The 23,532-nt window shown below is 69.6% G+C and carries 20 protein-coding genes; 10 read left to right on the forward strand and 10 right to left on the reverse strand.

Features of this window, described 5'->3' with window-relative positions:
- Positions 1-121 precede the first annotated feature (121 nt).
- The 3 genes from RAB71_RS13000 to RAB71_RS13010 all read right to left on the reverse strand — a co-directional run bounded on the left by RAB71_RS13000 (position 122) and on the right by RAB71_RS13010 (position 2,003).
- Positions 122-637, reverse strand: coding sequence for a MarR family winged helix-turn-helix transcriptional regulator (locus RAB71_RS13000; protein ID WP_010343841.1), 516 nt, complete (start codon positions 635-637; stop codon positions 122-124).
- Between the two features lie 143 nt (positions 638-780).
- Positions 781-1,614, reverse strand: a complete 834-nt coding sequence (locus RAB71_RS13005) for a DUF3298 and DUF4163 domain-containing protein (RefSeq protein ID WP_041500089.1) — start codon at positions 1,612-1,614, stop codon at positions 781-783.
- 104 nt (positions 1,615-1,718) lie between these two features.
- Positions 1,719-2,003, reverse strand: coding sequence for a GNAT family N-acetyltransferase (locus tag RAB71_RS13010; RefSeq protein ID WP_010343838.1), 285 nt, complete (start codon positions 2,001-2,003; stop codon positions 1,719-1,721).
- A gap of 230 nt (positions 2,004-2,233) precedes the next feature.
- Between RAB71_RS13010 and RAB71_RS13015 the strand changes: the two genes are divergently transcribed.
- Entirely contained in the window at positions 2,234-2,440 is a 207-nt protein-coding gene (locus tag RAB71_RS13015; RefSeq protein ID WP_010343837.1) for a hypothetical protein, read from the forward strand.
- 153 nt (positions 2,441-2,593) lie between these two features.
- On the opposite strand, the gene RAB71_RS13020 is transcribed toward RAB71_RS13015, so the two are convergent.
- Together RAB71_RS13020 and RAB71_RS13025 are read right to left on the reverse strand one after the other, a co-directional pair.
- On the reverse strand, positions 2,594-3,229 hold the full coding sequence (locus RAB71_RS13020; protein WP_010343836.1) for a rhomboid family intramembrane serine protease: 636 nt from the start codon (positions 3,227-3,229) through the stop codon (positions 2,594-2,596).
- An 8-nt stretch (positions 3,230-3,237) separates the two neighbouring features.
- Positions 3,238-4,794 carry an oligopeptide:H+ symporter gene (locus RAB71_RS13025; RefSeq protein WP_010343835.1) on the reverse strand — a complete coding sequence of 519 codons (1,557 nt, stop codon included), beginning with the start codon at positions 4,792-4,794 and terminating at the stop codon, positions 3,238-3,240.
- Between the two features lie 168 nt (positions 4,795-4,962).
- Here RAB71_RS13025 and RAB71_RS13030 point away from each other — a divergent pair, with 168 nt between their 5' ends.
- The 4 genes from RAB71_RS13030 (at position 4,963) to RAB71_RS13045 (ending at position 11,453) form a co-directional block, all read left to right on the forward strand.
- A complete protein-coding gene (locus RAB71_RS13030) occupies positions 4,963-6,735 on the forward strand; it encodes a M14 family metallopeptidase (RefSeq protein WP_010343834.1) in 1,773 nt (590 codons plus the stop codon).
- A 76-nt stretch (positions 6,736-6,811) separates the two neighbouring features.
- Positions 6,812-9,064, forward strand: a complete 2,253-nt coding sequence (locus RAB71_RS13035) for a beta-glucosidase (protein ID WP_010343833.1) — start codon at positions 6,812-6,814, stop codon at positions 9,062-9,064.
- A 172-nt stretch (positions 9,065-9,236) separates the two neighbouring features.
- Positions 9,237-10,124 carry an endonuclease/exonuclease/phosphatase family protein gene (locus RAB71_RS13040; protein ID WP_010343832.1) on the forward strand — a complete coding sequence of 296 codons (888 nt, stop codon included), beginning with the start codon at positions 9,237-9,239 and terminating at the stop codon, positions 10,122-10,124.
- A 405-nt stretch (positions 10,125-10,529) separates the two neighbouring features.
- Positions 10,530-11,453 (forward strand): transposase, encoded by a 924-nt coding sequence (locus RAB71_RS13045; protein WP_104609622.1) that lies wholly within the window; start codon positions 10,530-10,532, stop codon positions 11,451-11,453.
- A 229-nt stretch (positions 11,454-11,682) separates the two neighbouring features.
- Here the strand turns inward: RAB71_RS13045 and RAB71_RS13050 are convergent, their stop codons facing one another.
- Positions 11,683-12,294, reverse strand: coding sequence for a superoxide dismutase (locus RAB71_RS13050; RefSeq protein ID WP_010340242.1), 612 nt, complete (start codon positions 12,292-12,294; stop codon positions 11,683-11,685).
- 295 nt (positions 12,295-12,589) lie between these two features.
- Between RAB71_RS13050 and RAB71_RS13055 the strand changes: the two genes are divergently transcribed.
- Together RAB71_RS13055 and RAB71_RS13060 are read left to right on the forward strand one after the other, a co-directional pair.
- Positions 12,590-13,060 carry a ribonuclease domain-containing protein gene (locus RAB71_RS13055; protein WP_010340241.1) on the forward strand — a complete coding sequence of 157 codons (471 nt, stop codon included), beginning with the start codon at positions 12,590-12,592 and terminating at the stop codon, positions 13,058-13,060.
- A complete protein-coding gene (locus RAB71_RS13060) occupies positions 13,057-13,500 on the forward strand; it encodes a barstar family protein (RefSeq protein WP_010340240.1) in 444 nt (147 codons plus the stop codon). The genes RAB71_RS13055 and RAB71_RS13060 overlap by 4 nt, the downstream gene beginning before the upstream one ends.
- 185 nt (positions 13,501-13,685) lie before the next feature.
- On the opposite strand, the gene RAB71_RS13065 is transcribed toward RAB71_RS13060, so the two are convergent.
- On the reverse strand, positions 13,686-15,584 hold the full coding sequence (locus RAB71_RS13065; protein ID WP_010340239.1) for an ATP-binding cassette domain-containing protein: 1,899 nt from the start codon (positions 15,582-15,584) through the stop codon (positions 13,686-13,688).
- Positions 15,585-15,723: 139 nt separating this feature from the next.
- Between RAB71_RS13065 and RAB71_RS13070 the strand changes: the two genes are divergently transcribed.
- The 3 genes from RAB71_RS13070 to RAB71_RS13080 all read left to right on the forward strand — a co-directional run bounded on the left by RAB71_RS13070 (position 15,724) and on the right by RAB71_RS13080 (position 18,511).
- A complete protein-coding gene (locus RAB71_RS13070) occupies positions 15,724-16,413 on the forward strand; it encodes an alpha/beta fold hydrolase (protein ID WP_040900417.1) in 690 nt (229 codons plus the stop codon).
- 206 nt (positions 16,414-16,619) lie between these two features.
- On the forward strand, positions 16,620-17,996 hold the full coding sequence (gene dbpA / locus RAB71_RS13075; protein ID WP_010340236.1) for an ATP-dependent RNA helicase DbpA: 1,377 nt from the start codon (positions 16,620-16,622) through the stop codon (positions 17,994-17,996).
- On the forward strand, positions 17,993-18,511 hold the full coding sequence (locus RAB71_RS13080; RefSeq protein WP_010340235.1) for a hypothetical protein: 519 nt from the start codon (positions 17,993-17,995) through the stop codon (positions 18,509-18,511). Before dbpA ends, RAB71_RS13080 begins: the two co-directional genes overlap by 4 nt.
- Positions 18,512-18,558: 47 nt before the next feature.
- Here RAB71_RS13080 and RAB71_RS13085 read toward each other — a convergent pair whose 3' ends face one another.
- The 3 genes from RAB71_RS13085 to RAB71_RS13095 all read right to left on the reverse strand — a co-directional run bounded on the left by RAB71_RS13085 (position 18,559) and on the right by RAB71_RS13095 (position 23,492).
- Positions 18,559-19,116, reverse strand: a complete 558-nt coding sequence (locus tag RAB71_RS13085) for an adenine phosphoribosyltransferase (RefSeq protein WP_010340234.1) — start codon at positions 19,114-19,116, stop codon at positions 18,559-18,561.
- A gap of 83 nt (positions 19,117-19,199) precedes the next feature.
- Complete coding sequence (locus RAB71_RS13090) at positions 19,200-22,322, reverse strand: efflux RND transporter permease subunit (protein WP_010340233.1); 3,123 nt, start codon at positions 22,320-22,322, stop codon at positions 19,200-19,202.
- A 6-nt stretch (positions 22,323-22,328) separates the two neighbouring features.
- Positions 22,329-23,492, reverse strand: coding sequence for an efflux RND transporter periplasmic adaptor subunit (locus tag RAB71_RS13095; protein WP_010340232.1), 1,164 nt, complete (start codon positions 23,490-23,492; stop codon positions 22,329-22,331).
- Positions 23,493-23,532 lie beyond the last annotated feature (40 nt).

Consider the following 23,532-nt stretch of genomic DNA (forward strand, 5'->3'; position numbering starts at 1 on the left):
TGACACAAGCGGCTTCAGCCGCGACGCGCGTTTCCGAGGAGCCCGCCGCGGCTAAAGCCGCTCCTACGGCGCACATCGCATCCCGTTAGATTGCCGCGGACGCAATGTCTTCGAGGTGCCCTCACTTCGCGCCGGCGGCCGCGTCGAGACCGTCGATGCCAGCCAGCATCTTCTTCAGCAGCGCCTCCAACTGCTGCTGCTCGCCCGCATCCAGTGCCGCGGTTTCCGCATCGAGGAACGCGCACACGTCCGGCAGCAGCCGCTCGATCAGGGCGATGCCGGCCGGCTGCAGGGTCAGCGTGACCTTGCGCCGGTCTTCCGGGCTGGCTGTGCGCAAAAGCAGCCCCTTGCTGCACAGGCTGTCGGTGAGGCGGGTGATGTTGGCCGGCTTCTCGCTGGCGGCCTCGGCCACCTCGGTGGGGGTGATGCACTGCTCGGGCGTGCCGTACAGCATCATCAGGATCTCGTACTCCGGCGGGCTGATGCCGTACGCCTTGAGCATGCCGCTGGCGTTGGCATGCACGCGCTTGTACAGATGCTTGACCAGGCGGACCAGGACGGCGGGCTCGCGCGGGAACGCGGGATAGCGTGCGCAGGTGTGCGCGACACGCCGCTCGGTCTGATCGAAACTGCCCATGAGGAAATCGCGTGCAAGTGGGGTAGCCGCCAATGCTACCCATTGCGCATCGCCCCGACGAGGGCATGCGTTGCGTTCCCGCACGCTGTCGACACGATGCACCGCACGCCGTTGCCGACGCGCGCGAGCGTGCCGGCGATCGATCAGGTGGCGAACAGCGGCGCGTACTCAGGCGCCACCAGTTCGCGCAGCACGCTGGCCGGCACGTCCACGGTCTGCGTGCCATCGGCATATGGCCCCACCTGGTACGGCGGGAACACGAAGCGCAGCGCGGTGATCTTGCCCGCCGCATCGACCAGCGGCTGGAACTGGCTGAAGTTGCTGGGCTGCGGCTCGGTGCCTTCGGCGATCATCTTGCTGGCGCTGCGCACCTGCTCGTCCTGATCCTCCGGCGGCACCTGCTCGGCATCGACCCGCGTCTGCACCGCCTGGCGCAGTTGCGCGGCGACATAGCCGGCCACCGGCTTCCAATGCGACGCATCCGGGATCAGCGTCTCGGCGGTGAGCATGCGCTGCTGCTGCGGCAGCCACACCCAGCGCGCCACCAGCGGTTCGCCGTGCGCGCCGCCGGTGTAGCGGCTGCCGTCGGCGCTCAGCGCGACCAGATCCGGGCGCTCCAGCAGCATCTCGAACTGCAGCGACAGTTCGTAGGGCGCGCGCGGACGATCGTTGCCGAGCCCGTCGACCGCTTCCATCAGTTCGCTGCGCGCGCGCTGCGCGTAGCGGTTGGCCGCGTCGGCAAGCCCCGGGTAGCGGTTGATCGAGGGCGGGAAAGTGATCCCGACCACATAGCTGGGGCTGTGTTCGACGATGTCCTTCAGTTCCGGCGGCGCGGTCTGCGCCTGCTCCGGCGCCGCAGGCGCGGCAGCTTCGGCCTGTGCCGGTGCTGCCGCGGGCGCCGGTGCGGCGGCCGGTTCCTCGCGCTTGCAGCCGGCCACTGCCAGTGCCGCCGCGACCGCCAGTGCCGTCCATGCCATCCGCCCGTTGCCCTTCGTCTCTGCCCTGCTCACGTCGACTGCCCCTGTTCCTGCAATGCCTATGGAAGTGGCGCGCATTATCGCGCCGTTGCGATGCCGCCCGCTCAAGCGAGCAGCGCGGCGTACTGCGGATGCCGCTGGATGAACACCGCCGCGTACGAACACGCCGGCACCACTTTCCAGCCTTGCGCCTGCGCGTGGTCCAGCGCGGCGGTCACCAGTTGCGCCGCCAGGCCGCGCCCGCCGATCGGGCCAGGCACCCCCGTGTGGGTGATGACCATGCGCTCCTGTTGCAGGACGTAGTCGAGCTCGGCGCGGTGGCCGTCGACCTCCAGGGTGAAACGCCGCTGTTGCGGATCGTGCGCGATCGGGACGTTGGCTGCGGACATGGGGAACTGGGTGTGGCGCGGAGCACGCAGTGTCCGCTGCCGCTTGCCGCGGCCGTGTGAAGCACCTGCCCCAGCGCGTCACGCCGCCGACGCGGCGCGTCAGCCGTCCGCCGCTCACATCGTGCCGCTCAAGTCGTGCCGCGCGCCGCCGATAACCCTAAGACAGGCCGAAAACCTGGCATGGGAGTTGCACCTCCCATCACGCAGCGATCCAACAGGAAACCACGCGCATGAGCGAGAACGAGAGCAAATACGACCCGGGCGACCACAACGCCTCCCTGCTGGAAGGGCTGTTCCAACTGTCGGTCAGCGGCGATCACCAGGGCGGCGAGTTCCAGCAGCTCGACGACGAGGTCTACCAGCGCCTCAAGCACACCTACGAGAATGCCGCCATCGGCAGCGCCAAGGTGCAGTTGCGCGGGCAGCAGACCCGCTGAACCCAGAGGGCGGCCCAACGGACCGCCTCCTTCCCAGGCGCGATGCGTGCCCACGACCGCATCGACGCCACGGCGCCCAGCCCGCGCAGCGAAGCAGGCACGCGCGATCCGGCGCCGCACTCCCGTCCCGTGCAGGCGCCGCGGCGCCACGAATCAGCCGCGGCCGAAGCGCGGGTTGGCCAGCTCGTCGAGGAAGTGCTGCAGCACCGACGGCTCCATGATCAGCAGGAACATCACGCCGAACGCCGCGCCGGCCAGGTGCGCGCTGTGGTTGACGTTGTCGCCGCCGCGGCGGTCCATCCAGATGCTGTAGCCGACATAGAACACGGCATACAGGATGGCCGGGATCGGAATCGGGATGAAGAAGAAGAAGATCCCGGTCCACGGGGCCATCAGGATGAAGGCGAACAGCACCGCCGACACCGCACCGGAGGCGCCCAGGCTCATGTAGTTGGGATTCTTCTGGTTCTTCAGGTAGCTGGGCAGGATCGAGACCACCAGCGCCGACAGATAGAACAGCGGATACACCAGCATGTTGCCGGTGTGCCGCTCCATCAGCACCTCGATCGGGCCGCCGAAGAAGTACAGCGTGACCATGTTGAACAACAGGTGCGGGAAATCGGCGTGGATGAAGCCGTAGGTCACCAGCCGGTCGTACTGCTTGTGGCGGTCGATCGCCGGTGGCCACAGGATCAGCCGGTCGAGCAGCCGGCGGTTGTTGAACGCCGCCCACGACACCAGCACGGTGAGGACGATCAGGATCAGGTTGACGGGGGTGACGGAGGGCATGCGGGGTCTCAGGCGGGGCGGTAGTGGTCGACCATGCGGTAGCGGCGCGCGTACAGCCCGAACAGCAGTGCGGCGATGCAGGCGAAGGCGGCGAAGAAGAACATCAGGAAGGCGGTATCGCTGAGCCCGGTGCTGCCGATGTGCGCAGTGACGCGGTCATTGCGCACCGCGGCGTTGGACAGCAGCACCCACAGGTTGCCGACGGTGGTGGTGAGGTTCCAGAAACTCATCACCACGCCCTTCATCGATTGCGGCGCCTGGCTGTAGGCGAACTCCAGGCCGGTCGCCGAGACCAGCACTTCGCCGAAGGTCAGCAGCGCATACGGCAGGATCTGCCAGGCGATGGACAGCGCGTCGCCGCCGTCCATCATCACCTGCAGCGTCCCGACCACGATCCAGGCCAGGCCGCTGAAGGCGATGCCGGCGGTCATCCGCCGCAGCGCGGTCGGCTCGTAGCCGCGCCGGCGCAGCAGCGGGTACAGCACCAGGTTGTTGAACGGGATCAGCAGCATCACCAGCGCCGGATTCAGCGCCTGCATCTGCGAGGCGCTGAACCAGTCCGGCATCTGCATCTGCTGGCCCTGCAGCACCCAGGTCGAGGCCTTCTGGTCGAACAGCGAGAAGAACGGGGTGACCAGCGCGAACACCACCAGCACCCGCAGCACCGCACGCACGCCGTCCACCGCCGCATCCGGATGCACCGCGCGGGCGCGGTCCAGTTGCCACCAGGTGCCGCCGCCGATGCCGGCCAGCAGCAACACCAGTGCCAGGCACAGGCAGATCACCAGGCCCAGCGTCGGCACCAACGCGAAGGTGGCCAGCGCCAGCAGCACCGCCACGCCGGCCAGGGCAAGCCCGGGGCGGCCCTGCCCCGGCGCCTGCCGCAGCAACGCAGTGCACACCACCTGGGCGAAGCCGTGCGGATCCTTGGGCGGCAACGGCACACGCACGTAGCGGTGGCGCCCGGCCCAAAACACCAGCGTGGCCACCAGCATCAGGATGCCGGGAATGCCGAACGCCCACGCCGGGCCCAGGTTCTTCAGCGCCAGCGGAATCAGCAGCGAGGCGAACAGCGAACCGAAGTTGATGATCCAGTAGAAGGCGTCGAACACCACCTTGGCCAGGTGCTTGTTGCCCTGGTCGAACTGGTCGCCCATGAACGAGGCCACCAGCGGCTTGATCCCGCCCGCACCCAGCGCGATCAGGCCCAGGCCGAGGAAGAAGCCGGTGCGATGGCCCTCGAACAGCGCCAGGCACAGGTGCCCGGCGCAATAGACCAGGCTGAACCAGAGGATGGTGCTGTACTTGCCGAAGAAGCGGTCGGCCAGCCAGCCGCCGAGCAACGGGAAGAAATACACGCCGATCATGAAGCTGTGCATGATGTGCTTGGCCTCGGCCTCGCGGCCGGGCGCGGTCACTTCCTGCAGCAGCAGCGAGGTGATCAGGAACTGCACCAGGATGTTGCGCATCCCGTAGAAGCTGAAGCGCTCGCAGGCCTCGTTGCCGATGATGTACGGAATCTGCCGCGGCATCCGCGCGGCGGTGCGCTCCTGCGCCGCGCTCATGCGGCGTATCTCGTGGTGGCTTGGCTGCTCACGGGCCCTCGTCCAGGCAAAATTTTCAGAAGGTTACCCGATCGTTCCGGCGAATCGAACCGCTAGGACACGCCCTAGGTGCTTTCGCAATCGGCGCGCTGCCCGCATCATGGTGGCCTGTCCCGAGACGGTGCCGAGATGATCCGACCCTGGCTGGCCGCCCTGCTGTTGCCGATGCTGCTGTGCAGCATGCCGTCGCTGGCCAGCGAGACGGGCCTGTCCACCGAAGCCGAGCGCAGCGGGTTTGCGCGCACCGGCCGCTACGCCGAAACCATCGCCCTGTGCGATGCGTTCGCGCAGCACTATCCGCAGGCGGTGCGCTGCTTCGACTTCGGCACCACGCCGGAAGGCCGGCCGATGAAGGCGCTGGCGGTATCCACCTCCGGCGCGCTGGATCCGGCGGCCGCACAGGCACGCACGCTGCCGGTGGTGCTGATCCAGGGCGGCATCCATGCCGGCGAGATCGACGGCAAGGACGCCGGTTTCCTGGCGCTGCGCCAGTTGCTCGACGGCCAGGCCGCACGCGGCGCGCTGGACAGGCAGGTGTGGCTGTTCGTGCCTGTGTTCAACGTCGACGGGCACGAGCGCTTCGGCGCCTGGAACCGGCCCAACCAGCGCGGCCCGGAGCAGATGGGCTGGCGCACCACCGCGCAGAACCTCAACCTCAACCGCGACTACGTCAAGGCCGATGCGCCGGAGATGCAGGCGATGCTGCGCCTGGTCGAGCAGTGGGATCCGCTGTTGTACGTGGACCTGCACGTCACCGATGGCGCGCAGTTCGAGCACGACGTGTCGATCCAGGTGGAACCGCTGCACGCCGGCGACACCGCGCTGCGCGGCGACGGCCTGCGCCTGCGCGACGCCGTGCTCGCCGACCTGAAGCGGCAGGGCTCGCTGCCGCTGCCCTACTACCCTTCGTTCGTGGTCAACGACGACCCGGCCTCCGGGTTCGAGGACGGCGTGCCGACGCCGCGCTTCTCGCACGGCTATTTCCAGTTGCGCAACCGCTTCGGCATGCTGGTCGAGACGCACTCGTGGAAGCGCTACCCCGAGCGCGTGCGCATCACCCGCAACACCATCGTCTCGGTGCTGCAGCAGGTGGCGCGGCACGGGGCGCAGTGGCGCGCCGACGCACTGGCCGCCGACGTCCGCGCGCAGGCGCTGGGCGGCAAGACCGTGGCACTGGACTACCGCACCACCGACGCCTCGCATCTGGTGGACTTCCGCGGCTATGCCTACACGCGCACGCCCTCGCCCGTGTCCGGCGCGCTGATGACCCGCTATGACGAGCGCACCCCACAACTCTGGCGGGTGCCGCTGCGCGACCAGGTCGTGCCCAGCGTGGAAGTCGCCGCGCCGCGCGCCGGCTACCTGGTGCCGGCCGCGCAGGCCGCCCTGGTCGGCGCCAAGCTGCGCCAGCACGGCATCGCCTTCCGCACCCTGGACCACGACGCCACCCTGCCGGTGCAGACCTTCCGCGCCGACACCGCCAGCTTCGCCGCCCGCTCGTCCGAAGGCCACCAGCGGCTCAGCGTCACCGGCGCCTGGAAAGCGGAAACCCGCGCGGTCGGCGCCGGCGCGTTGTTCGTGCCGATCGCCCAGCCCAAGGCACGCCTGCTGATGACGCTGCTGGAACCGCAGGCGCCGGACTCGCTGCTGCAATGGGGCGAGTTCAACAGCGCGTTCGAGCGCGCCGAGTACATGGAAGACTACGTCGCCGAGGACGTGGCGCGGCAGATGCTGGCCAGCGACCCGGCGCTCAAGGCGGAGTTCGAGGACAAGCTCGAACACGACGCGGACTTCGCCAAGGATCCGCAGGCGCGGCTGGAGTTCTTCTACCACCGCCACAGTTCCTGGGACGAGCGCTACCGCCTGTACCCGGTCATGCGCAGCGACGAAGCCCCGTCCTGACGCGCGGTTCCGCCCTCCCCCCGACTCCCCCGATGCGCCATCCCTTCATCTGCTTAGAGAGGCTGTACGCCCCGATATGAAAACGTTTACAGGATCCCTTTGCCTGACCCTGGCGCTGGCCGCGCCCGCCACCGCCGCACCGCCGGCGACGGCCAAGAACGCCGCCTCCGCCCCGAACGCCAGCGCCGCTGCGCAGCGTCCGTGGAACGACCGCAGCCTGTCGCCGGACCGTCGCGCCGCGCTGCTGGTGCAGGCGATGACCCCGGACGAGAAGTTCCAGATGCTGCACAGCTACTTCGGCCTGGGCAAGGACGGCGGCCCGCGCCCGCCGGGCGCGCTCGGCTCGGCCGGCTACGTGCCGGCGATCGACCGCCTGGGCATCCCGTCGCAGCAACTGGCCGATGCCGGTCTCGGCGTGACCAATCCCGGCAACATCCGCCCCGGCGACCACGCCACCGCGATGCCGTCCGGCCCGGCCACCGCCGCCACCTGGAACCGCGAACTGGCCTTCGCCGGCGGCGCGACCATGGGCCGCGAGTCCTGGCAGCAGGGCTTCAACGTGCTGCTGGCCGGCAGCGTCAACCTGCAGCGCGACCCGCGCAACGGCCGCAACTTCGAGTACGCCGGCGAGGATCCGCTGCTGGCCGGCACGATGGTCGGCGAATCGATCCGCGGCGTGCAGAGCCAGCACGTGGTCTCGACCATGAAGCACTTCGCGATGAACGACCTGGAGACCGGGCGCAACACCCACAGCGCCGACATCGGCGAGCAGGCCATGCACGAGTCGGACCTGCTGGCCTTCGAGCTGGCGCTGAAGATCGGCCAGCCCGGCTCGGTGATGTGCTCCTACAACCGCATCAACGGCGTGTACGGCTGCGAGAACGACTACCTGCTCAACAAGGTGCTGAAGCAGGAATGGAAGTTCCCCGGCTACGTGATGTCCGACTGGGGCGGCGTGCACAGCGGCTCCAAGGCGGCGCTGGCCGGGCTGGACCAGCAGTCGGCCGGCGAAGTGTTCGACAAGGCGGTGTACTTCGACCAGCCGCTGCGCATGGCGGTGGCCGCCGGCACCGTGCCGCAGGCGCGCCTGGACGACATGGTCAAGCGCATCCTGCGCGCGTTCTTCGCCACCGGCAGCTTCGACAATCCGCCGCAGCATCAGCCGATCGACGACGCGGCCGGCGGCCTGGCCGCGCAGCGCGTGGTCGAGGAAGGCACGGTGCTGTTGCGCAACGAGGGCAAGCTGCTGCCGCTGTCGCGCAGCGTGCGCCGCATCGCGGTGATCGGCGGCCATGCCGACAAGGGCGTGATCGGCGGCGGCGGCTCGTCGATGGTCGGCGTCACCGTCAACGGCGGCAACGCGGTGCCGGGGATCGCCCCGACCACCTGGCCCGGCCCGGTGATGTTCCATCCGTCCTCGCCGCTGCAGGCGCTGCGCAAGGCCCTGCCCGACGCGCAGATCGACTACGCCAGCGGCGACGACCCGGCGGCGGCGGCCAAGCTGGCGCGCGAGGCCGACGTGGCCATCGTGTTCGCCACGCAGTGGTCGGCCGAGTCGGTGGACCTGCCGGACATCGCCCTGCCCGACAAGCAGGACGCGCTGATCGCCGGCGTAGCCAAGGCCAACCCGAAGACCGTGGTGGTGCTGGAGACCAACGGCCCGGTCGCGATGCCGTGGCTGCAGCAGGTGCCGGCGGTGCTGGAAGCCTGGTACCCGGGCATCCGCGGTGGCGAAGGCCTGGCGCGACTGCTGCTGGGCGAGGTCAATCCGTCCGGCCGCCTGCCGGTGACCTGGCTGCGCGACGTGTCGCAACTGCCGCGCCCGTCGATTCCCGGCCTGGGCTTCAAGCCGGCGCAACCGGCCGGCAGCAACGTCGACTACAACATCGAAGGCGCCAACGTCGGCTATCGCTGGTTCGCCGCGCGCGGCCTGGAGCCGGTGTATCCGTTCGGCTACGGCCTGTCCTACACCACGTTCGCCTACAGCAACTTCAAGGTGCAGGCCGACGGTCGCCATGTCGTCGCCAGCTTCGACGTGCGCAACACCGGCGACCGCGAAGGCGCCGACGTGCCGCAGCTGTACCTGCGCCTGCCGCAGGGTCACCACACCCCGATCCGCCTGGTCGGCTGGGACAAGGTGCTGCTCAAGCCGGGCGAGAGCCGCCACGTCAGCATCGTCGCCGAGCCCAAGACCCTGGCCGACTACGATCCGAAGAAGCGCCACTGGCACATCGTCGCCGGCGACTACGAACTGCTGCTCGGCCGTTCGGCGACGCAGTTGGAGGCGCGCGCGCCGTTGCACCTGAAGGACGGCGTGCTGCAGCCCTGAGCGCGGGCCGCGGCGTGCGCGCTGCGGCCATGCCCCGCCTCCGCGCCTGTGCGCATCGGAGGCGGGGCGATGGTCGTCGTTGTCACCTGCGCAACATCGATTGTGTGGCGGACGCCGCAGCGCCGCCGACTGTATACGTCCCTCTGAGGCCCCGCGCCGTAGCATCGTCCGCATGAACCTGCGCGTCTTCCAATGGCATCGCACCGGCTGGCTGTTGCTGGCCGTGGCGGCATTGGCACACGCGCAGGCATTACCGGACGCGATGCCGACGATCGCGGCGCCCGCGGACAGCCCGCTCACCGTGGTCACCCTCACGCTGGCCGGCGATCCGCGCGCGCCGCAGGACGGCGACGACTGGAACGCACGCCGCGAGCGCATCGTTGCGGCCCTGCAACGCCTGCATCCCGACGCCATCGCGCTGCAGGAGGTGGTGCAGACGCCGGAGATCCCGAACCAGGCGCAATGGCTGGCCGCGCGCCTGGGCTACCACTGCCATTTCATCAGCCCCGACCCGCCGAGCCGGCCGCAACGCCGCGGCAACGCGCTGCTGACCCGCCTGCCGGTGCTGGAGGAAGCCGAGACTCTGCTGCATCCGCTGGAGGACTACAGCGTGGCCGGCCTGGTACGGGTGGATCTGCACGGACAGCCGGTGAACCTGTACTTCACCCGCCTGCATGCCGCGCGCGACGGTGGCGCCAGCCGCCGCGGACAGGCCGAGGACCTGATGGCATGGATCGACGCCACCGCCGAGGGTGTGCCTTCGCTGCTGGCGGGCGGCTTCTTCGCCGCGGCGCGTGCGCCCGAGTTGGCGCCGTTGGCGACGCGTTTCGAGGACGGCAGCGTGCGCGGCGAATCGACGCGCAACCGGATCGACGTGCGTGCGCCCGGCACCGCGGCCGCGGCCGACCATGTATTCTTCGAACGCGGCCACTTCCGCCCGCTGCACGGCGCACGCCTGTTCGCACCGGCGCGGGAACTGCCCGCGGCGGGCGCACGCGGCCTGCTGATGGCATTGCAACCGCTCGACCCGACGCCGGATCCGCTTCCGCCGTTGCAGTAGGACACGACGGCGTGCGCGCGTTCGTGCGCGTGCAATCGATGCCGCCTGGGATGGATCGGCATGGCATGCCATCGGCCCGGGACGACCGGGCAGCGCACCTTCCCTGATTCGTCACGCATCACCCATCTGCTAGGAGCGGCTTCAGCCGCGACGAGGCGTTCCGTGGAAGGCCATCGCGGCTGAAGCCGCTTGTGTCAAATGAGGGTCTATCGTTGCAGGTGAGAGCGGAGTGCGGCAGGCCGTTTAGCCGTGGTGCCAGCAAGCACGAGTAGGAGTCAGCGCCGCCGCACCCCGTGTCTCCTGCCTCATCAGCCCGAACAGTTGCCCGAGTCGCGAGCTCGAACTCCACAAGCATGGGCGTCGGCAGGAGTGCTCTCGTGCCTGAGTCTACTGCGGAGAACGTCTATGCGACGCTATATCGGGATCGATGTATCCAAGGCCGAACTGGTCATTCATGTACTGCCGGACGAGCAGACCTGGACCCAACCCAATACGCCACAGGGGCAGCGTGCGCTGGCCCAACGCCTGGCCGAGTTGGGCTGCGAGCGGATCGTGCTGGAAGCCAGTGGCGGCTACGAACATGCCGTGCTGCAGGTGCTCCGAGAGGCGAACCTGCCGGCAGTGCGGATGGCCGCCGATCGTCCGCGCAAACTAGCCCAGGCCTTGGGCCTGCATGCCAAGACCGATGTCCTGGACGCGCGCCTGCTGGCCATCGCCGCCCAGCACATCCCGACCACCCTCACGCCCGTGGTGCCTGAGCACCAGCAATCTCTTCGCGAACTGCTGGACCTGCGTGCCACCCTGGTGGGCCAGCGCGATGTCCATCGGCGGCGCCTGGAGCACATCACCAGCGCCAAAGTGCAACACCGCTGCCGAGAGGTGATCGCCCTACTGAACCAGCAGATCCAGACGTTGACGCAGGAGATCGAGCAGCAGGGCAAGACCTGCTCGAGCCTACCCAAGGTGCCTGGGCTCGGCACGATCCTGCGCGCGGTTCTGGCCGCGCGGCTGCCAGAACTAGGCACGCTGCCGCCACGCAAGCTCGCTGCCCTGGTCGGGCTGGCCCCGTTCAATCACGACAGCGGCTGCTGGAAAGGCCAACGCCGCATCAAAGGCGGACGTGCCGACGTGCGGCGCGTGCTGTACATGGCCACCTGGGCCAGCATCCGTGCCAAATCCCCCTTGGCCAACACCTACGCGCGCCTGCGCGCAGCGGGCAAGCCGGCCAAGGTCGCCATCGTCGCCTGTATGCACAAGTTCCTGCGCTGGCTCAACGCCATCGTGCGCGATCACGCACCATATGCTCCTCCTGTCATCGCAGGTGCATGACAGTTGACTCCTACGGATGCACCGCACCGCCGGGCTACGACGCAGCGACGCAAACGGGGCCCGTCAGCGCAGGCCGCCATCGCCGCGCAGCACGCGGCTCACGCGCAGGGAAACACGTTGCGCCTTCCTCTCCCACGCCCCGCCACTGCACCGACAGCGCTTTCGCATGGCACACCCACAAAAAAAGGCCGGGCGAACCCGGCCTTTTTCTAGTACGGCGCTGGCGCGATCAGCCGATCGCGGCGTGGTAGCGGCGCTCCACTTCCTTCCAGTCGACCACGTTGAAGAACGCGCCGATGTAGTCCGGACGGCGGTTCTGGTACTTCAGGTAGTAGGCGTGCTCCCACACGTCCAGGCCCAGGATCGGGGTGTTGCCCTCGAACAGCGGGCTGTCCTGGTTGGCGGTGCTCTCGACCACCAGCTTCTTGTCCGGGGTGACGCTCAGCCAGGCCCAGCCGCTGCCGAAACGGGTCAGCGCGGCCTTGGTGAAGGCGTCCTTGAACTTGTCGAAGCCGCCCAGTTCGGCGTCGATCGCCTTGCCGACGTCGCCGCTCGGGGTGCCACCGGCATTCGGCGCCATCACCGTCCAGAACAGCGAGTGATTGGCATGGCCGCCGCCGTTGTTGCGCACCGGACCCTGCAGGTTCTCCGGCAGCGACTTCAGCTTGGACACCAGCGCCTCGATCGGCAGGTCGGCGTACTCGGTGCCTTCCAGCGCGGCATTGACGTTGTTGATGTAGGTCTGGTGATGCTTGGTGTGATGGATCTCCATCGTCTGCGCATCGATGTGCGGTTCCAGCGCGTCGTAGGCGTAGGGCAACTTGGGGAGGGTGTAGGCCATGCGGTTCTCCTGGACTTTCGCCGTCGAAAGGACGAGCGTTGCGTGAGCAATGGTAGGGACGGTCGGCGACCTTACCAAGGGCGCGGCTGGGGAAACATCGTCCCATCCCGCGGCGGCGGTGCCGGCCGGCCTAGCGAATCGGCGCCTACCATGCCCCACGCCCCGGTTAGTCGAGCGTGAATCGCCTGAGTCACCGGCGTGACCGGCGGCGTTTAGAGCGGGAACAGGCAGGCCGGCCCATACTGTGTGCGAGGGCGCCTCGCTGCGCGCCGCCGCCGTTCCTGCAGGAGAGCCCATGCGCAAGCCCATGCTGTTGATCGCCGCCATCGTGTTGCTGGTGGGCGGGCTGTGGGGCATCCGCGGGCTGCAGCATCCGCCGCACCAGCAGTTCGCGCCCTCGCTCGACGCGGCCGCGCAGGCGCCGTATACCGCGCCCGGCAAGCCAACGCCCGCCACCGACGCGGCAACACCGGACCTTCCCGCGTTCCTGCCGCCCGAAGCGCGCGCCACGGTGGCGCTGATCCTGCGCGGCGGGCCGTTCCCGCACCGCCAGGACGGCAGCGTGTTCGGCAACCGCGAGCGCCGGCTGCCGGCGCAACCGCGCGGCTACTACCGCGAATACACCGTCGATACGCCGGGCCTGTCGCATCGCGGCGCGCGCCGCATCATCACCGGCGGCACGCCGCCGCAGGTCTGGTATTACAGCGACGACCACTACGCCAGCTTCCGCAGCTTCCAGGTCGGCACGGCGAGGCCGACGCGATGAGCGGCTTCCCGTTCGCGCTGAATCTCGCCGAGCCGGCCGCCTCCGGCGTCTACCGCGTCGCCAACCGCGACCTGGACAGCGTCGCCGCCCTGGCCCGCGACGCCGGCCTGCGGCTGTGCCGGATCGACCTGCACGGCTGCACCGGCAAGGCCATGCTGCTGATGCGCCTGGCCGCGCAACTGGACTTCCCGCCCGGCTTCGGCCGCAACTGGGACGCGCTCACCGACGGCCTGCGCGACCTGTCCTGGCTGCCCTCGCCGCGCGGCTATGCGCTGCTGCTGGAGGACGCCGCGCAGTTGCAGGCGGTGGCGCAGCCAGCCTTCGACGTGTTGCTGGAAATCCTCGACGACGTCGCCCGCGAGTGGGCGCAGGACGGCGTCAGCTTCGTCGCGTTCGTGGGCGGCAGCGAGGAACCGGAAGCGCCCGCCGAGCAGGATTGACCTGACCGCGCTGCGTCGAACCGCTCGCACAAACAGGGCCGCCGCACGTACCCCCTTGTGGGAGGGGCTTCAGCCCCGACGCGATACGCCCCAACGCTCACGCATCCGGTCTTTGATCGCGGCAAAGCGGCCGCCGTGGTCGTTGCCGCTCCGGGCCCAGGATGTTTGTCCCGAGCCCCGGCTCTTCAACCGTCCAGCTCGCTCCACCGCGCATACGCCGCATCCAAGTCGGCTTGCGCTTGGCTCAGCGCCTGGGTGTGCGCGTTCACCGCGGCCGCGTCGCGCTGGTAGAACGCCGGATCGGTCATCGCCTCGGTCAGCGCCGCGACCTGCTGTTCCAGCGCTTCGATCCGCGCCGGCAACTGTTCCAGTTCGCGCGCGTCCTTGTAGCTGAGCTTGCGCTTGGCCGGCGCGGGCGCAGGGGCCTCTGTAGTCGCCGCCACCGGCGCGGTCGCCGCGGCGGTAGCCGAGGCCTTCGCCACCGCCATCGCGCTGACCGGCACCGCCGGGCGCTGGCGCACCCAGTCGCTGTAGCCGCCGACGTATTCGCCGATGCGGCCATCGCCTTCCATGACCATGGTCGAGGTGACCACGTTGTCGATGAAGTCGCGGTCGTGGCTGACCAGCAACAGCGTGCCGCTGTAGTCGCCGAGCAGTTCTTCCAGCAGCTCCAGGGTTTCCACGTCCAAATCGTTGGTCGGTTCGTCCATCACCAGCAGGTTGGACGGCTGCGCGAACAGCCGCGCCAGCAGCAGGCGGTTGCGCTCGCCGCCGGACAGGCGGGTGATCGGCGCGCGTGCGCGCTCGGGGGTGAACAGGAAGTCCTGCAGGTAGGCATGCACGTGCTTGCGCTTGCCGTTGATCTCGATGAAGTCGCGGCCCTCGGCCACGTTCTCGATCGCGCTCCAGTCCTCGCGCAGCGTGGCGCGGTACTGGTCGAAGTACGCCACCTGCAGATTGGTGCCGGCACGCACTTCGCCGCCGTCCGGGGGCAGTTCTCCCAGCAGCAGCTTCAGCAGCGTGGTCTTGCCGCTGCCGTTGGGGCCGATCAGGCCGATGCGGTCGCCGCGCAGGATGGTGGTGGAGAAGTCGCGCACCATGCTGCGCGCGCCGAAGGCGAAGCTCAGGTCCTTGGCCTCGATCACCTTCTTGCCGGAGGACTCGCCCTGCGCGGCCTCCATGCGCACGTTGCCGCCGAGTTCGCGGCGCTGGGTGCGCTCGCGGCGCATCGCCTCCAGCCGCCGCACCCGGCCCTCGTCGCGGGTGCGCCGGGCCTTGATGCCCTGGCGGATCCACACTTCTTCCTGCGCCAGCAGCTTGTCGAAGCGCGCGTTCTCCTGCGCCTGCGCATTGAGCCGCTCCTCGCGGCGGCGCTCGTAGTTGGCCCAGTCGCCCGGCCAACTGCTGACCTGGCCGCGGTCGATCTCGACGATGCGCGTGGCCAGGGCACGCAGGAAACGCCGGTCGTGGGTCACGAACACCACGCTGCCGTTCCAGCCCTTGAGGAAACCTTCCAGCCAGTCGATGGCCTCGATGTCGAGGTGGTTGGTGGGCTCGTCCAGCAACAACAGGTCCGGCGCCGACACCAGCGCGCGCGCCAGCAGCACGCGGCGCTTCATGCCGCCGGACAGCCGCGCGAATTCGGCGTCGCCGTCCAGCTCCAGGCGGGTCAGGGTCTCGCTGACCCGCTGGTCCAGCGCCCAGCCATTGGCGCCATCGATCTTGGATTGCACCGCGCCCAGCGCATCGCCGTCGAATTCGGCGGCATGGCTGAGCCGATGGAACTCGGCCAGCCAATGGCCGAGTTCGCCCAGGCCGTCGGCCACCACGTCGAACACGCTGCCGGCGGCGCCGTGCGGCACCTCCTGTTCCAGCCGGGCGATGCGCACGCCCTGCTGCACGCGGACCTCGCCGTCGTCGGGCTTGAGCTCGCCGGCGATGAGTTTCATCAGAGTGGATTTGCCGGCGCCGTTGCGGCCGATCAGGGCGATCCGCTCGCCCGGCTCGATCGACAGGTCGGTCTTTTCCAGCAACAAGGGACCGCCGACGCTGTAGTCGAGGTTCTGCAGAGTGATAAGAGGCATCGCGCTATTGTACGTGGATGCGCCCTGCGCCGACGCCGACTGCCGCGCCCACCCTGCACCTGGACCTTGCCCGTTTGTTCGCCATGCCCTCATGCCCTGGCCGCCGCGCTGCGGCCGCCTGCCCGCGCCCGACGCTGCAATGACGGCACTCGTCATCCTGCCCGGCCTGGACGGCACCAGCGAACTGCTCGGCGACTTCGTCGCCGAAGCCCGGCGGCGCTTCGCGCAGGTGACGGTGGTGACCTATCCGCGCGACCGACTGGCCTCGTACGCGGAACTGGAGCAGTTGGCACGGCAATCGCTGCCGCAGCAGCGCTTCGTCCTGCTCGGCGAATCGTTCTCCGGGCCCGTCGCCGTGTCGCTTGCGGCGCAGCGCCCCGCCGGGCTGGCTGGCCTGGTCCTGTCCACCACTTTTGCCCGCAACCCTGTCCCGGCACTGGCACCGTTCGCGACGCTGGCGCGCTTCGCACCGGCACATCGCCTGCCCACCGCCGCATTGCGCTGGTCGCTGCTCGGCCGCTGGTCCACGCCGGCGCTGGAGACGCAACTGGCACGCACGCTGCGCGGCATCGCCCCTGCGGTACTGCGCGATCGCGCGGCCTCCGCCCTGCGCGTGGACGTCAGCGCCCGCCTGGCCGACATCGCCGTGCCGACGCTGTACCTGCGCGCCAGCCACGACCGGCTGATGCATCGCACGGCCGGTGCCACGATCCTCGCCGGCATTGCCGGCGCCCGCTGCGTCGAGTTGCCCGGTCCGCACCTGCTGCTGCAGACCGCCCCTGCTGCAAGCACGCGCGCCATCGCCGATTGGCTGACCACGGTGGGCTGAGCGGGCGCCCGCCTGTCGAACCGATGCAGATGCAGTCTCCTTTGGTCTGCAACTAGACCTACGAGGTTCAGAGATACGCCCGTCGCGGCTGAAGCCGCTCCTACGACGCGCAACGGGCAGTCCGCGATGCTCAGCGCTCGCGCAGACCCTACCCAATCCCGAATCCCCACTCCCGAATCCCCGCCTTCAACCGGCTAAAATGCCGCATGACCGACTTCGCCACCCTCTCCCTCTCCCCGGCGCTCGCGCCCGGCATCGACGCCCTCGGCTACACCCGCATGACCCCGGTGCAGGCGCAGAGCCTGCCGCCGATCCTGGCCGGCCAGGACGTCATCGTGCAGGCGCCCACCGGCAGCGGCAAAACCGCGGCGTTCGGCCTGGGCCTGCTGCACAAGCTGGATCCGGCGCTGAGCCGCGCGCAGGCGCTGGTGCTGTGCCCGACCCGCGAACTGGCCGACCAGGTCGGCAAGCAGTTGCGCAAGCTGGCCACCGGCATTCCCAACATGAAACTGGTGGTGCTGACCGGCGGCATGCCGCTGGCGCCGCAACTGGCCTCGCTGGAGGCGCACGACCCGCAGGTGGTGGTCGGTACGCCCGGCCGCATCCAGGAACTGGCGCGCAAGCGCGCGCTGCACCTGGGCGGGGTGCGCACGCTGGTGCTGGACGAGGCCGACCGCATGCTCGACATGGGCTTCGAGGAGCCGATCCGCGAAATCGCCAGCCGTTGCGACAAGCACCGGCAGAGCCTGCTGTTCTCGGCCACCTTCCCCGAGGAAATTCGCGCGTTGGCGCGCGACCTGCTCAAGGAACCGGTGGAAATCACCGTCGAAGGCGCCGACAGCGCGCCGGAGATCGACCAGCAGTTCTTCGAGGTCGACCCGACCTACCGGCAGAAGGCGGTGGCAGGCCTGCTGCTGCGCTTCACCCCCGAGTCCAGCGTGGTGTTCTGCAATACGCGCAAGGAGGTCGACGAAGTCGCCGGATCGCTGCAGCAGTTCGGCTTCTCCGCGCTGGCGCTGCATGGCGACATGGAACAGCGCGACCGCGACGAGGTGCTGGTGCGCTTCGTCAACCGCAGCTGCAATGTGCTGGTCGCCAGCGACGTGGCCGCGCGCGGGCTGGACGTGGAAGACCTGGCGGCGGTGATCAACTACGAACTGCCGACCGACACCGAGACCTACCGTCACCGCATCGGCCGCACCGGGCGCGCCGGCAAGCATGGCCTGGCCCTGAGCCTGGTGGCGCCGCGCGAGACCGCGCGCGCGCAGGCGCTGGAAACCGAGCAGGGCCAGCCGCTGCGCTGGTCGCGCGCGCCGCTGGCCACCGCACGGCCGGCGCAGTTGCCCCAGGCGGCGATGGTCACCCTGCGCATCGACGGCGGCAAGACCGACAAGCTGCGTCCCGGCGACATCCTCGGCGCGCTGACCGGCGATGCCGGGCTGTCCGGCGCGGCGATCGGCAAGATCGCCATCTACCCCACCCGCTCCTACGTCGCCATCGCCCGCGCCCACGCCGGGAAGGCGCTGGCGCAGCTGCAGGCCGGCAAGATCAAGGGCCGCCGCTTCCGGGTCGCCAAGCTGTGAGAGCGGCGCAGCAGGTCCTGGCGTCGCTGCAGCCGGACGAGGAGGGCAACCTGTGGAGCGAGGCGGTGCCGGTCCCGTGGATGCGCGGCAGCTGCTGCTTCGTGCTGGTGGGCTGCGAGGCTGGCGACGTTCCGGCCGACGCGGCGCCCGCCATCGAGACCTTCCTGCAGCTCGATGCCGCGGTCTTCGACTCGGCGGCGCCGCACGTGTTCGCCTACTACCGGCACACGCAGGCGCTGTGCGCCAAATACGGATGGCCTTCGCCGGACATCGCCGGCCCCACCGAGGTGTGGGCGCACGTGCAGTTCGGCAGCGAGGCGTATGTTGACCGCCATCGCGACGGCCGCCTGCGCATCAGCCTGGAATGCAACTGCGACTGGGAAACGGAACACGGACTGCAGCTGGTGTTCGCCGACGACGGGCGGATCTGCAAGGTCGGTCCGTTCGATGGCCAGCTGAGCCACGCCGCCGCGCATGCCGACCCGGCGCTGGAGGACGTGATCTACCCGCATTGAGCCGCCCGTCGCGGGCACCGCGATCCCGGCTTCGCCCATGCGTGGCGTCAGTAACGCAGCGGCGCGGTGAGCGGAATGTCCGCCGGCCAGCGCGCCCGCGCGCCGAGCCCGGCCAATTCCACCAGCACCGTCGCCGCGACCACCTCGGCGCCCATCCGCTGCGCCAGCGCCAGCGCCGCCAGCAGGGTGCCGCCGGTGGCCAGCACGTCGTCGACCAGCAGCACGCGCATGCCCGGCTGCAGCGCATCGGCATGGATCTCGATGCGGTCGCGGCCGTACTCCAGGCCGTAATCCTGGGCCAGGGTCTGCGCCGGCAGCTTGCCGGGCTTGCGCACCGGCACGAACCCGGTGCGCAGTTCGTGCGCCAGCGGCGCGCCGAGGATGAAGCCACGCGCCTCGATGCCCAGCACCGCGTCCAGCGGGGTGCCGCGCCAGGGCTGGGCCAGCGCATCCACGGCAGATGCGAAATCCGGGCCGTCGGCGAGCAGCGGGGTGATGTCCTTGAACACGATGCCCGGCTTCGGGAAATCGGCGATATCGCGGATGCGGTCGGACCAATGGGCTGGCGCGTCGCTGGGCGCGCCGCAACAGGAGGAATCGTTCATCGCGCGGTCGTATGGCGTGGGGAACCGCAAAGTCTAGTCGCAAGGCGGCACCGCGTCGCGGGGCCGCCTCGTCGGTCTACGGCTTACGCCGCTGCAGCACTCGCGTCCTGCTGCGCCGGACCGTGAAACAGACGGCGCACCAATACGAAGAACAGCGGCACCAGCAACACCGCCAGCGCGGTGCCGGTGACCATACCGCCGATCACGCACACGCCGATCTCGCGGCGGCTGGAGGCGCCGGCGCCGGTCGACAGCGCCAGCGGCAGCACGCCGGCCACGAACGCCAGCGAGGTCATCACGATCGGCCGCAGGCGCAGCCGCGCGCCTTCCAGCGTCGCCTCCAGCAAGGGCATGCCCGCGCGCTGCCGCGCCTCGGCGAACTCGACGATCAGGATCGCGTTCTTCGCCGACAGGCCGATCGTGGTCAGCAGGCCGACCTGGAAATAGATGTCGTTGACGAACCCGGCCAGCGTGGTCGCCAGCACCGTGCCGACCACGCCCAGCGGGATCACCAGCAGCACCGCCACCGGGATCGACCAGCTCTCGTACAGCGCCGCCAGGCACAGGAAAATGAACAGGATCGAGGCCGTGTACAGCCACAGCGTCTGGTTGCTGGACAACTGCTCCTGGTAGGACAACCCGCTCCACTGCAGGTCGAAGCCGTCCTGCTTGGCCACGATCGCCTGCATCCGCTGCATCGCCTCGCCGGAACTGCTGCCGGCCGCCGCGCCGCCCTGGATCTGCGATGCCGGCAAGCCGTTGAAGCGCTGCTGCAGCTGCGGGCCGCGGGTCCAGTGGGTGCTGGCGAAACTGGCGAACGGCGCCATCTGCCCGCCGCTGCCGCGCACGTACCACTGCGCGATGTCCTCCGGCAGCGCGCGGTACGGCGCATCGCCCTGCACGTACACGCGCTTGACCCGGCCGCGGTCGATGAAATCGTTGACGTAGCTGCCGCCCCAGGCGGTGGCCAGGGTCGCGTTGATGTCGCTCTGCGCCAGGCCCAGCGCGCTGGCCTGGGCGTGGTCGATGTCCACTTGCAACTGTGCCTTGTCGCCCAGGCCGTTGAGCCGCACCGCGGTCAGCTGCGGATCGTCGCCGGCCTCCTTGAGCACCTGCTGCTGCGCCTTCAGCAGCGCCGCGCGGCCGGCGCCGTCGCTGTCGCGGATCCACAGCTCGAAGCCGCTGGACTGGCCCAGGCCGCGCACCGCCGGCGGCGACAGCACGCTGATCTTGGCGTCGCTGACCCCGCGGAAATGCGCGTTGGCGCGGTCGATGATGGCCTGCGCGGTGTTGTCGCGGTTGCGCTCGCCCCAGGGCGTGAGCGCCACGAAGGCCTGGCCGGCGTTCTGCCCGGTGCCGGCGTTGTTGCGGCCCACCACCATGAAGATCGCGGTGAGATTGGCCTTCTCGTGGGTCATGAAGTAGTCGCTGATACGCTCGCCCAGGGCCTGGGTCTTGGCCAGCGGCGTGCCTTCCGGCGTGGTGAACTGGATCTGCACCTGGCCCTGGTCCTCCACCGGCAGGAAGCCGGTGGGCATGCGCATGTACAGCACCACCATCGCCAGCGCCACCAGCGCATACAGCGCCAGCCAGCGCCGCGGCCGCTGCAGCACGCCGCCGAGGCGACGCTGGTAGGCCTGCTGGCCGCGCTCGACGCTGCGGTTGAACCACTGGAAGAAGCGGCCGAGCTTGCGCTCCTGTTCCACCGGCTTGAGCAGGGTCGCGCACAGCGCCGGGGTCAGGGTCAGCGCGACCAGCGCCGACAGCGCCATCGCCGAGGCGATGGTGATCGAGAACTGCCGGTAGATGATGCCGGTGGAGCCGCCGAAGAACGCCATCGGCAGGAACACCGCGCCCAGCACCACGGTGATGCCGATCAGCGCGCCGGTGATCTCGGCCATCGAGCGCTCGGTGGCCTCGCGCGGCGGCAGGTGTTCCTCGTGCATGATCCGCTCGACGTTCTCCACCACCACGATGGCATCGTCGACCAGCAGGCCGATCGCCAGCACCATCGCGAACAGGGTCAGCGTGTTGATGGTGAAACCGGCCGCGGCGAGGATACCGAAGGTGCCCAGCAGCACCACCGGCACGGTGATCGCCGGGATCAGCGTGGCGCGCCAGTTCTGCAGGAACAGGAACATCACCACCACCACCAGCACGATCGCCTCGGCCAGGGTGTGCACCACGTTCTCGATCGAGATCCGCACGAACGGCGTGCTGTCGCGCGGATAGGCCACGTCCAGGCCCGGCGGGAAGGTCGGCTTGAGCCGCTCGATGGTGGCGTGGATCGCATCGGAGGTGGCGATCGCATTGGCGCCGGCCGACAGCGTCACCGAGAAGCCCGACGCCGGGTGGCCGTTGAGCGTGGCGTTGTTCTGGTAGTTCTCCGCACCGATCTCCACCCGCGCCACATCGCCCAGGCGCACGCTGGAACCGTCCGCGCGCGTGGCCAGGATGATCTGCCGGAACTGCTCGGGGGTCTGCAGCCGCGACTGCGCGGTGACCGTGGCATTGAGCTCCTGCTCGGCACCGGTGGGCAGCGCGCCGAGCTCGCCGGCGGTGACCTGGGTGTTCTGCGCCAGGATCGCGCTGCGCACGTCGCCCGGCATCAGTTGGTAGGCATTGAGCTTGTGCGGGTCCAGCCACACCCGCATCGCGTACTGTGCACCGAACACGTTGATCTCGCCGACGCCGTTGATGCGGCTGATCGGGTCCTGCAGGGTGCTGACCAGGTAGTCGGAGATGTCGACGTTGTCCATGCGGTCGGTGCGGTCGTAGATCGCCACCGCCATCAGGCTGTCGCCCTGCGACTTGGCCACGGTCACGCCCTGCTGCTGCACTTCCTGCGGCAGGCGGTTGAGCGCCTGGTTGACCGCGTTCTGCACCTGCACCTGGGCGATGTCCGGGTTGGCCGCCTGGTCGAAGGTGATGCTGATCCGCGCCTGCCCCGACGAGGAACTGGTCGAGGAGAAGTACAGCAGGTGGTCGATGCCCTTGATCTGCTGTTCGATCACCTGGGTGACGCTGTCCTCCACGGTCTGCGCCGAGGCGCCGTTGTAGGTGGCGGTGACGTTGACCGAAGGCGGCGCGATGTCCGGGTACTGCTCGATCGGCAGGGTGAACACGGCGATGGCGCCGGCGGCCATGATGCAGATCGCCAGGACCCAGGCGAAGATCGGGCGGTGGATGAAGAAACGCGGCAGCATGCCGGCTCAGCCCTGGCTGGCGGCAGGCGCGGCCGCGGTGGCGGCGGTCTTCACCGTCACCTTGGCGCCGTCGCTGAGGCCTTGCCGGCCCGCCACCACCACCCGCTCGCCGGGCTTGAGGCCATCGCCGACCAGCCAGCGGTCGCCGACCGCGCGCAGCGTGGTGAACTCGCGCTGGCGCACCACGTTGTCGGCGCCCACCACCCAGGCCACCGCCTCGCCGCGCGGGGTGCGATCCACCGCCGACTGCGGCACCAGCAGGGCCTGCTGGCGCACGCCCTGCCCGACCAGCGCGCGCACGTACATGCCGGGCAGCAGTTGCGCATCGGGATTGGGGAAGCGCGCGCGCAGGGTCACCGCACCGGTGGTCTCCTCCACGTCGATGTCGGCGAACTCCAGCGTGCCCGGCAGCGGATACTCGGTGCCGTCGGACAGGGTCAGCCGCACCTGCGCGCTGGCCGGCTGCACGCCGCCGGCAGCGATCGCCCGGCGCAGCGCCAGGAACTGGTTGCCCGACTGGGTGATGTCCACGTTCATCGGGTCCAGTTGCTGGATCTTGGCGATGGCGTCGGTCTGGTTGGCGGTGACCAGCGCGCCCGGGGTCACCCGCGCGCGGCCGATGCGCCCGCCGATCGGCGCCAGCACCGTGGCGAAGCGCAGCTGCGTGCGCGCGGTGTCCAGCGCCGCGCGCTGCGCGTCGCGGCTGGCCAGCGCCTGCTTGTAGGCGGCCTGCGCATCGTCCACGTCCTGCTGCGCGGCCAGCTGGGTCTTGCCCAGGGTGCGGTAACGCTCGGCGCGCAGCGTGGCGGCGGCGAGCGTGGCCTCGGCGGTGGCCAGGTTGGCCTGCGCCTGGTTGGCGGCGGCCTGGTACAGGGTCGGCTCGATCTGGAACAACGGCTGCCCGGCCCGCACCACGGCGCCCTCCTCGAACAGCCGCTGGCGCAGGATGCCGCTGACCTGCGGCCGCACCTCCGATTCTTCCGACGCCACGGTGCGCCCGGCCAGTTCCACGCTCAGCGGCACGTTCTGCGGCTGCAGGACCATCACCTCCACCGTCTTCGCTGCCGGCGCCGGCGCCTTGCCTCCGCCCTTGCAGCCGGCGAATGCGAGCACGACGACGGACAGCAGCAACGGCAGCGCGCGGCGGCGCTGGACGAGAGGCGCGGGCATGCGCTTGATCCTGGGGACGGCGAGGGGGATCATTTAATTT

The sequence above is a fragment of the Xanthomonas sacchari genome (assembly GCF_040529065.1).
In the GTDB taxonomy this organism is placed as follows: Bacteria; Pseudomonadota; Gammaproteobacteria; order Xanthomonadales; family Xanthomonadaceae; genus Xanthomonas_A; species Xanthomonas_A sacchari.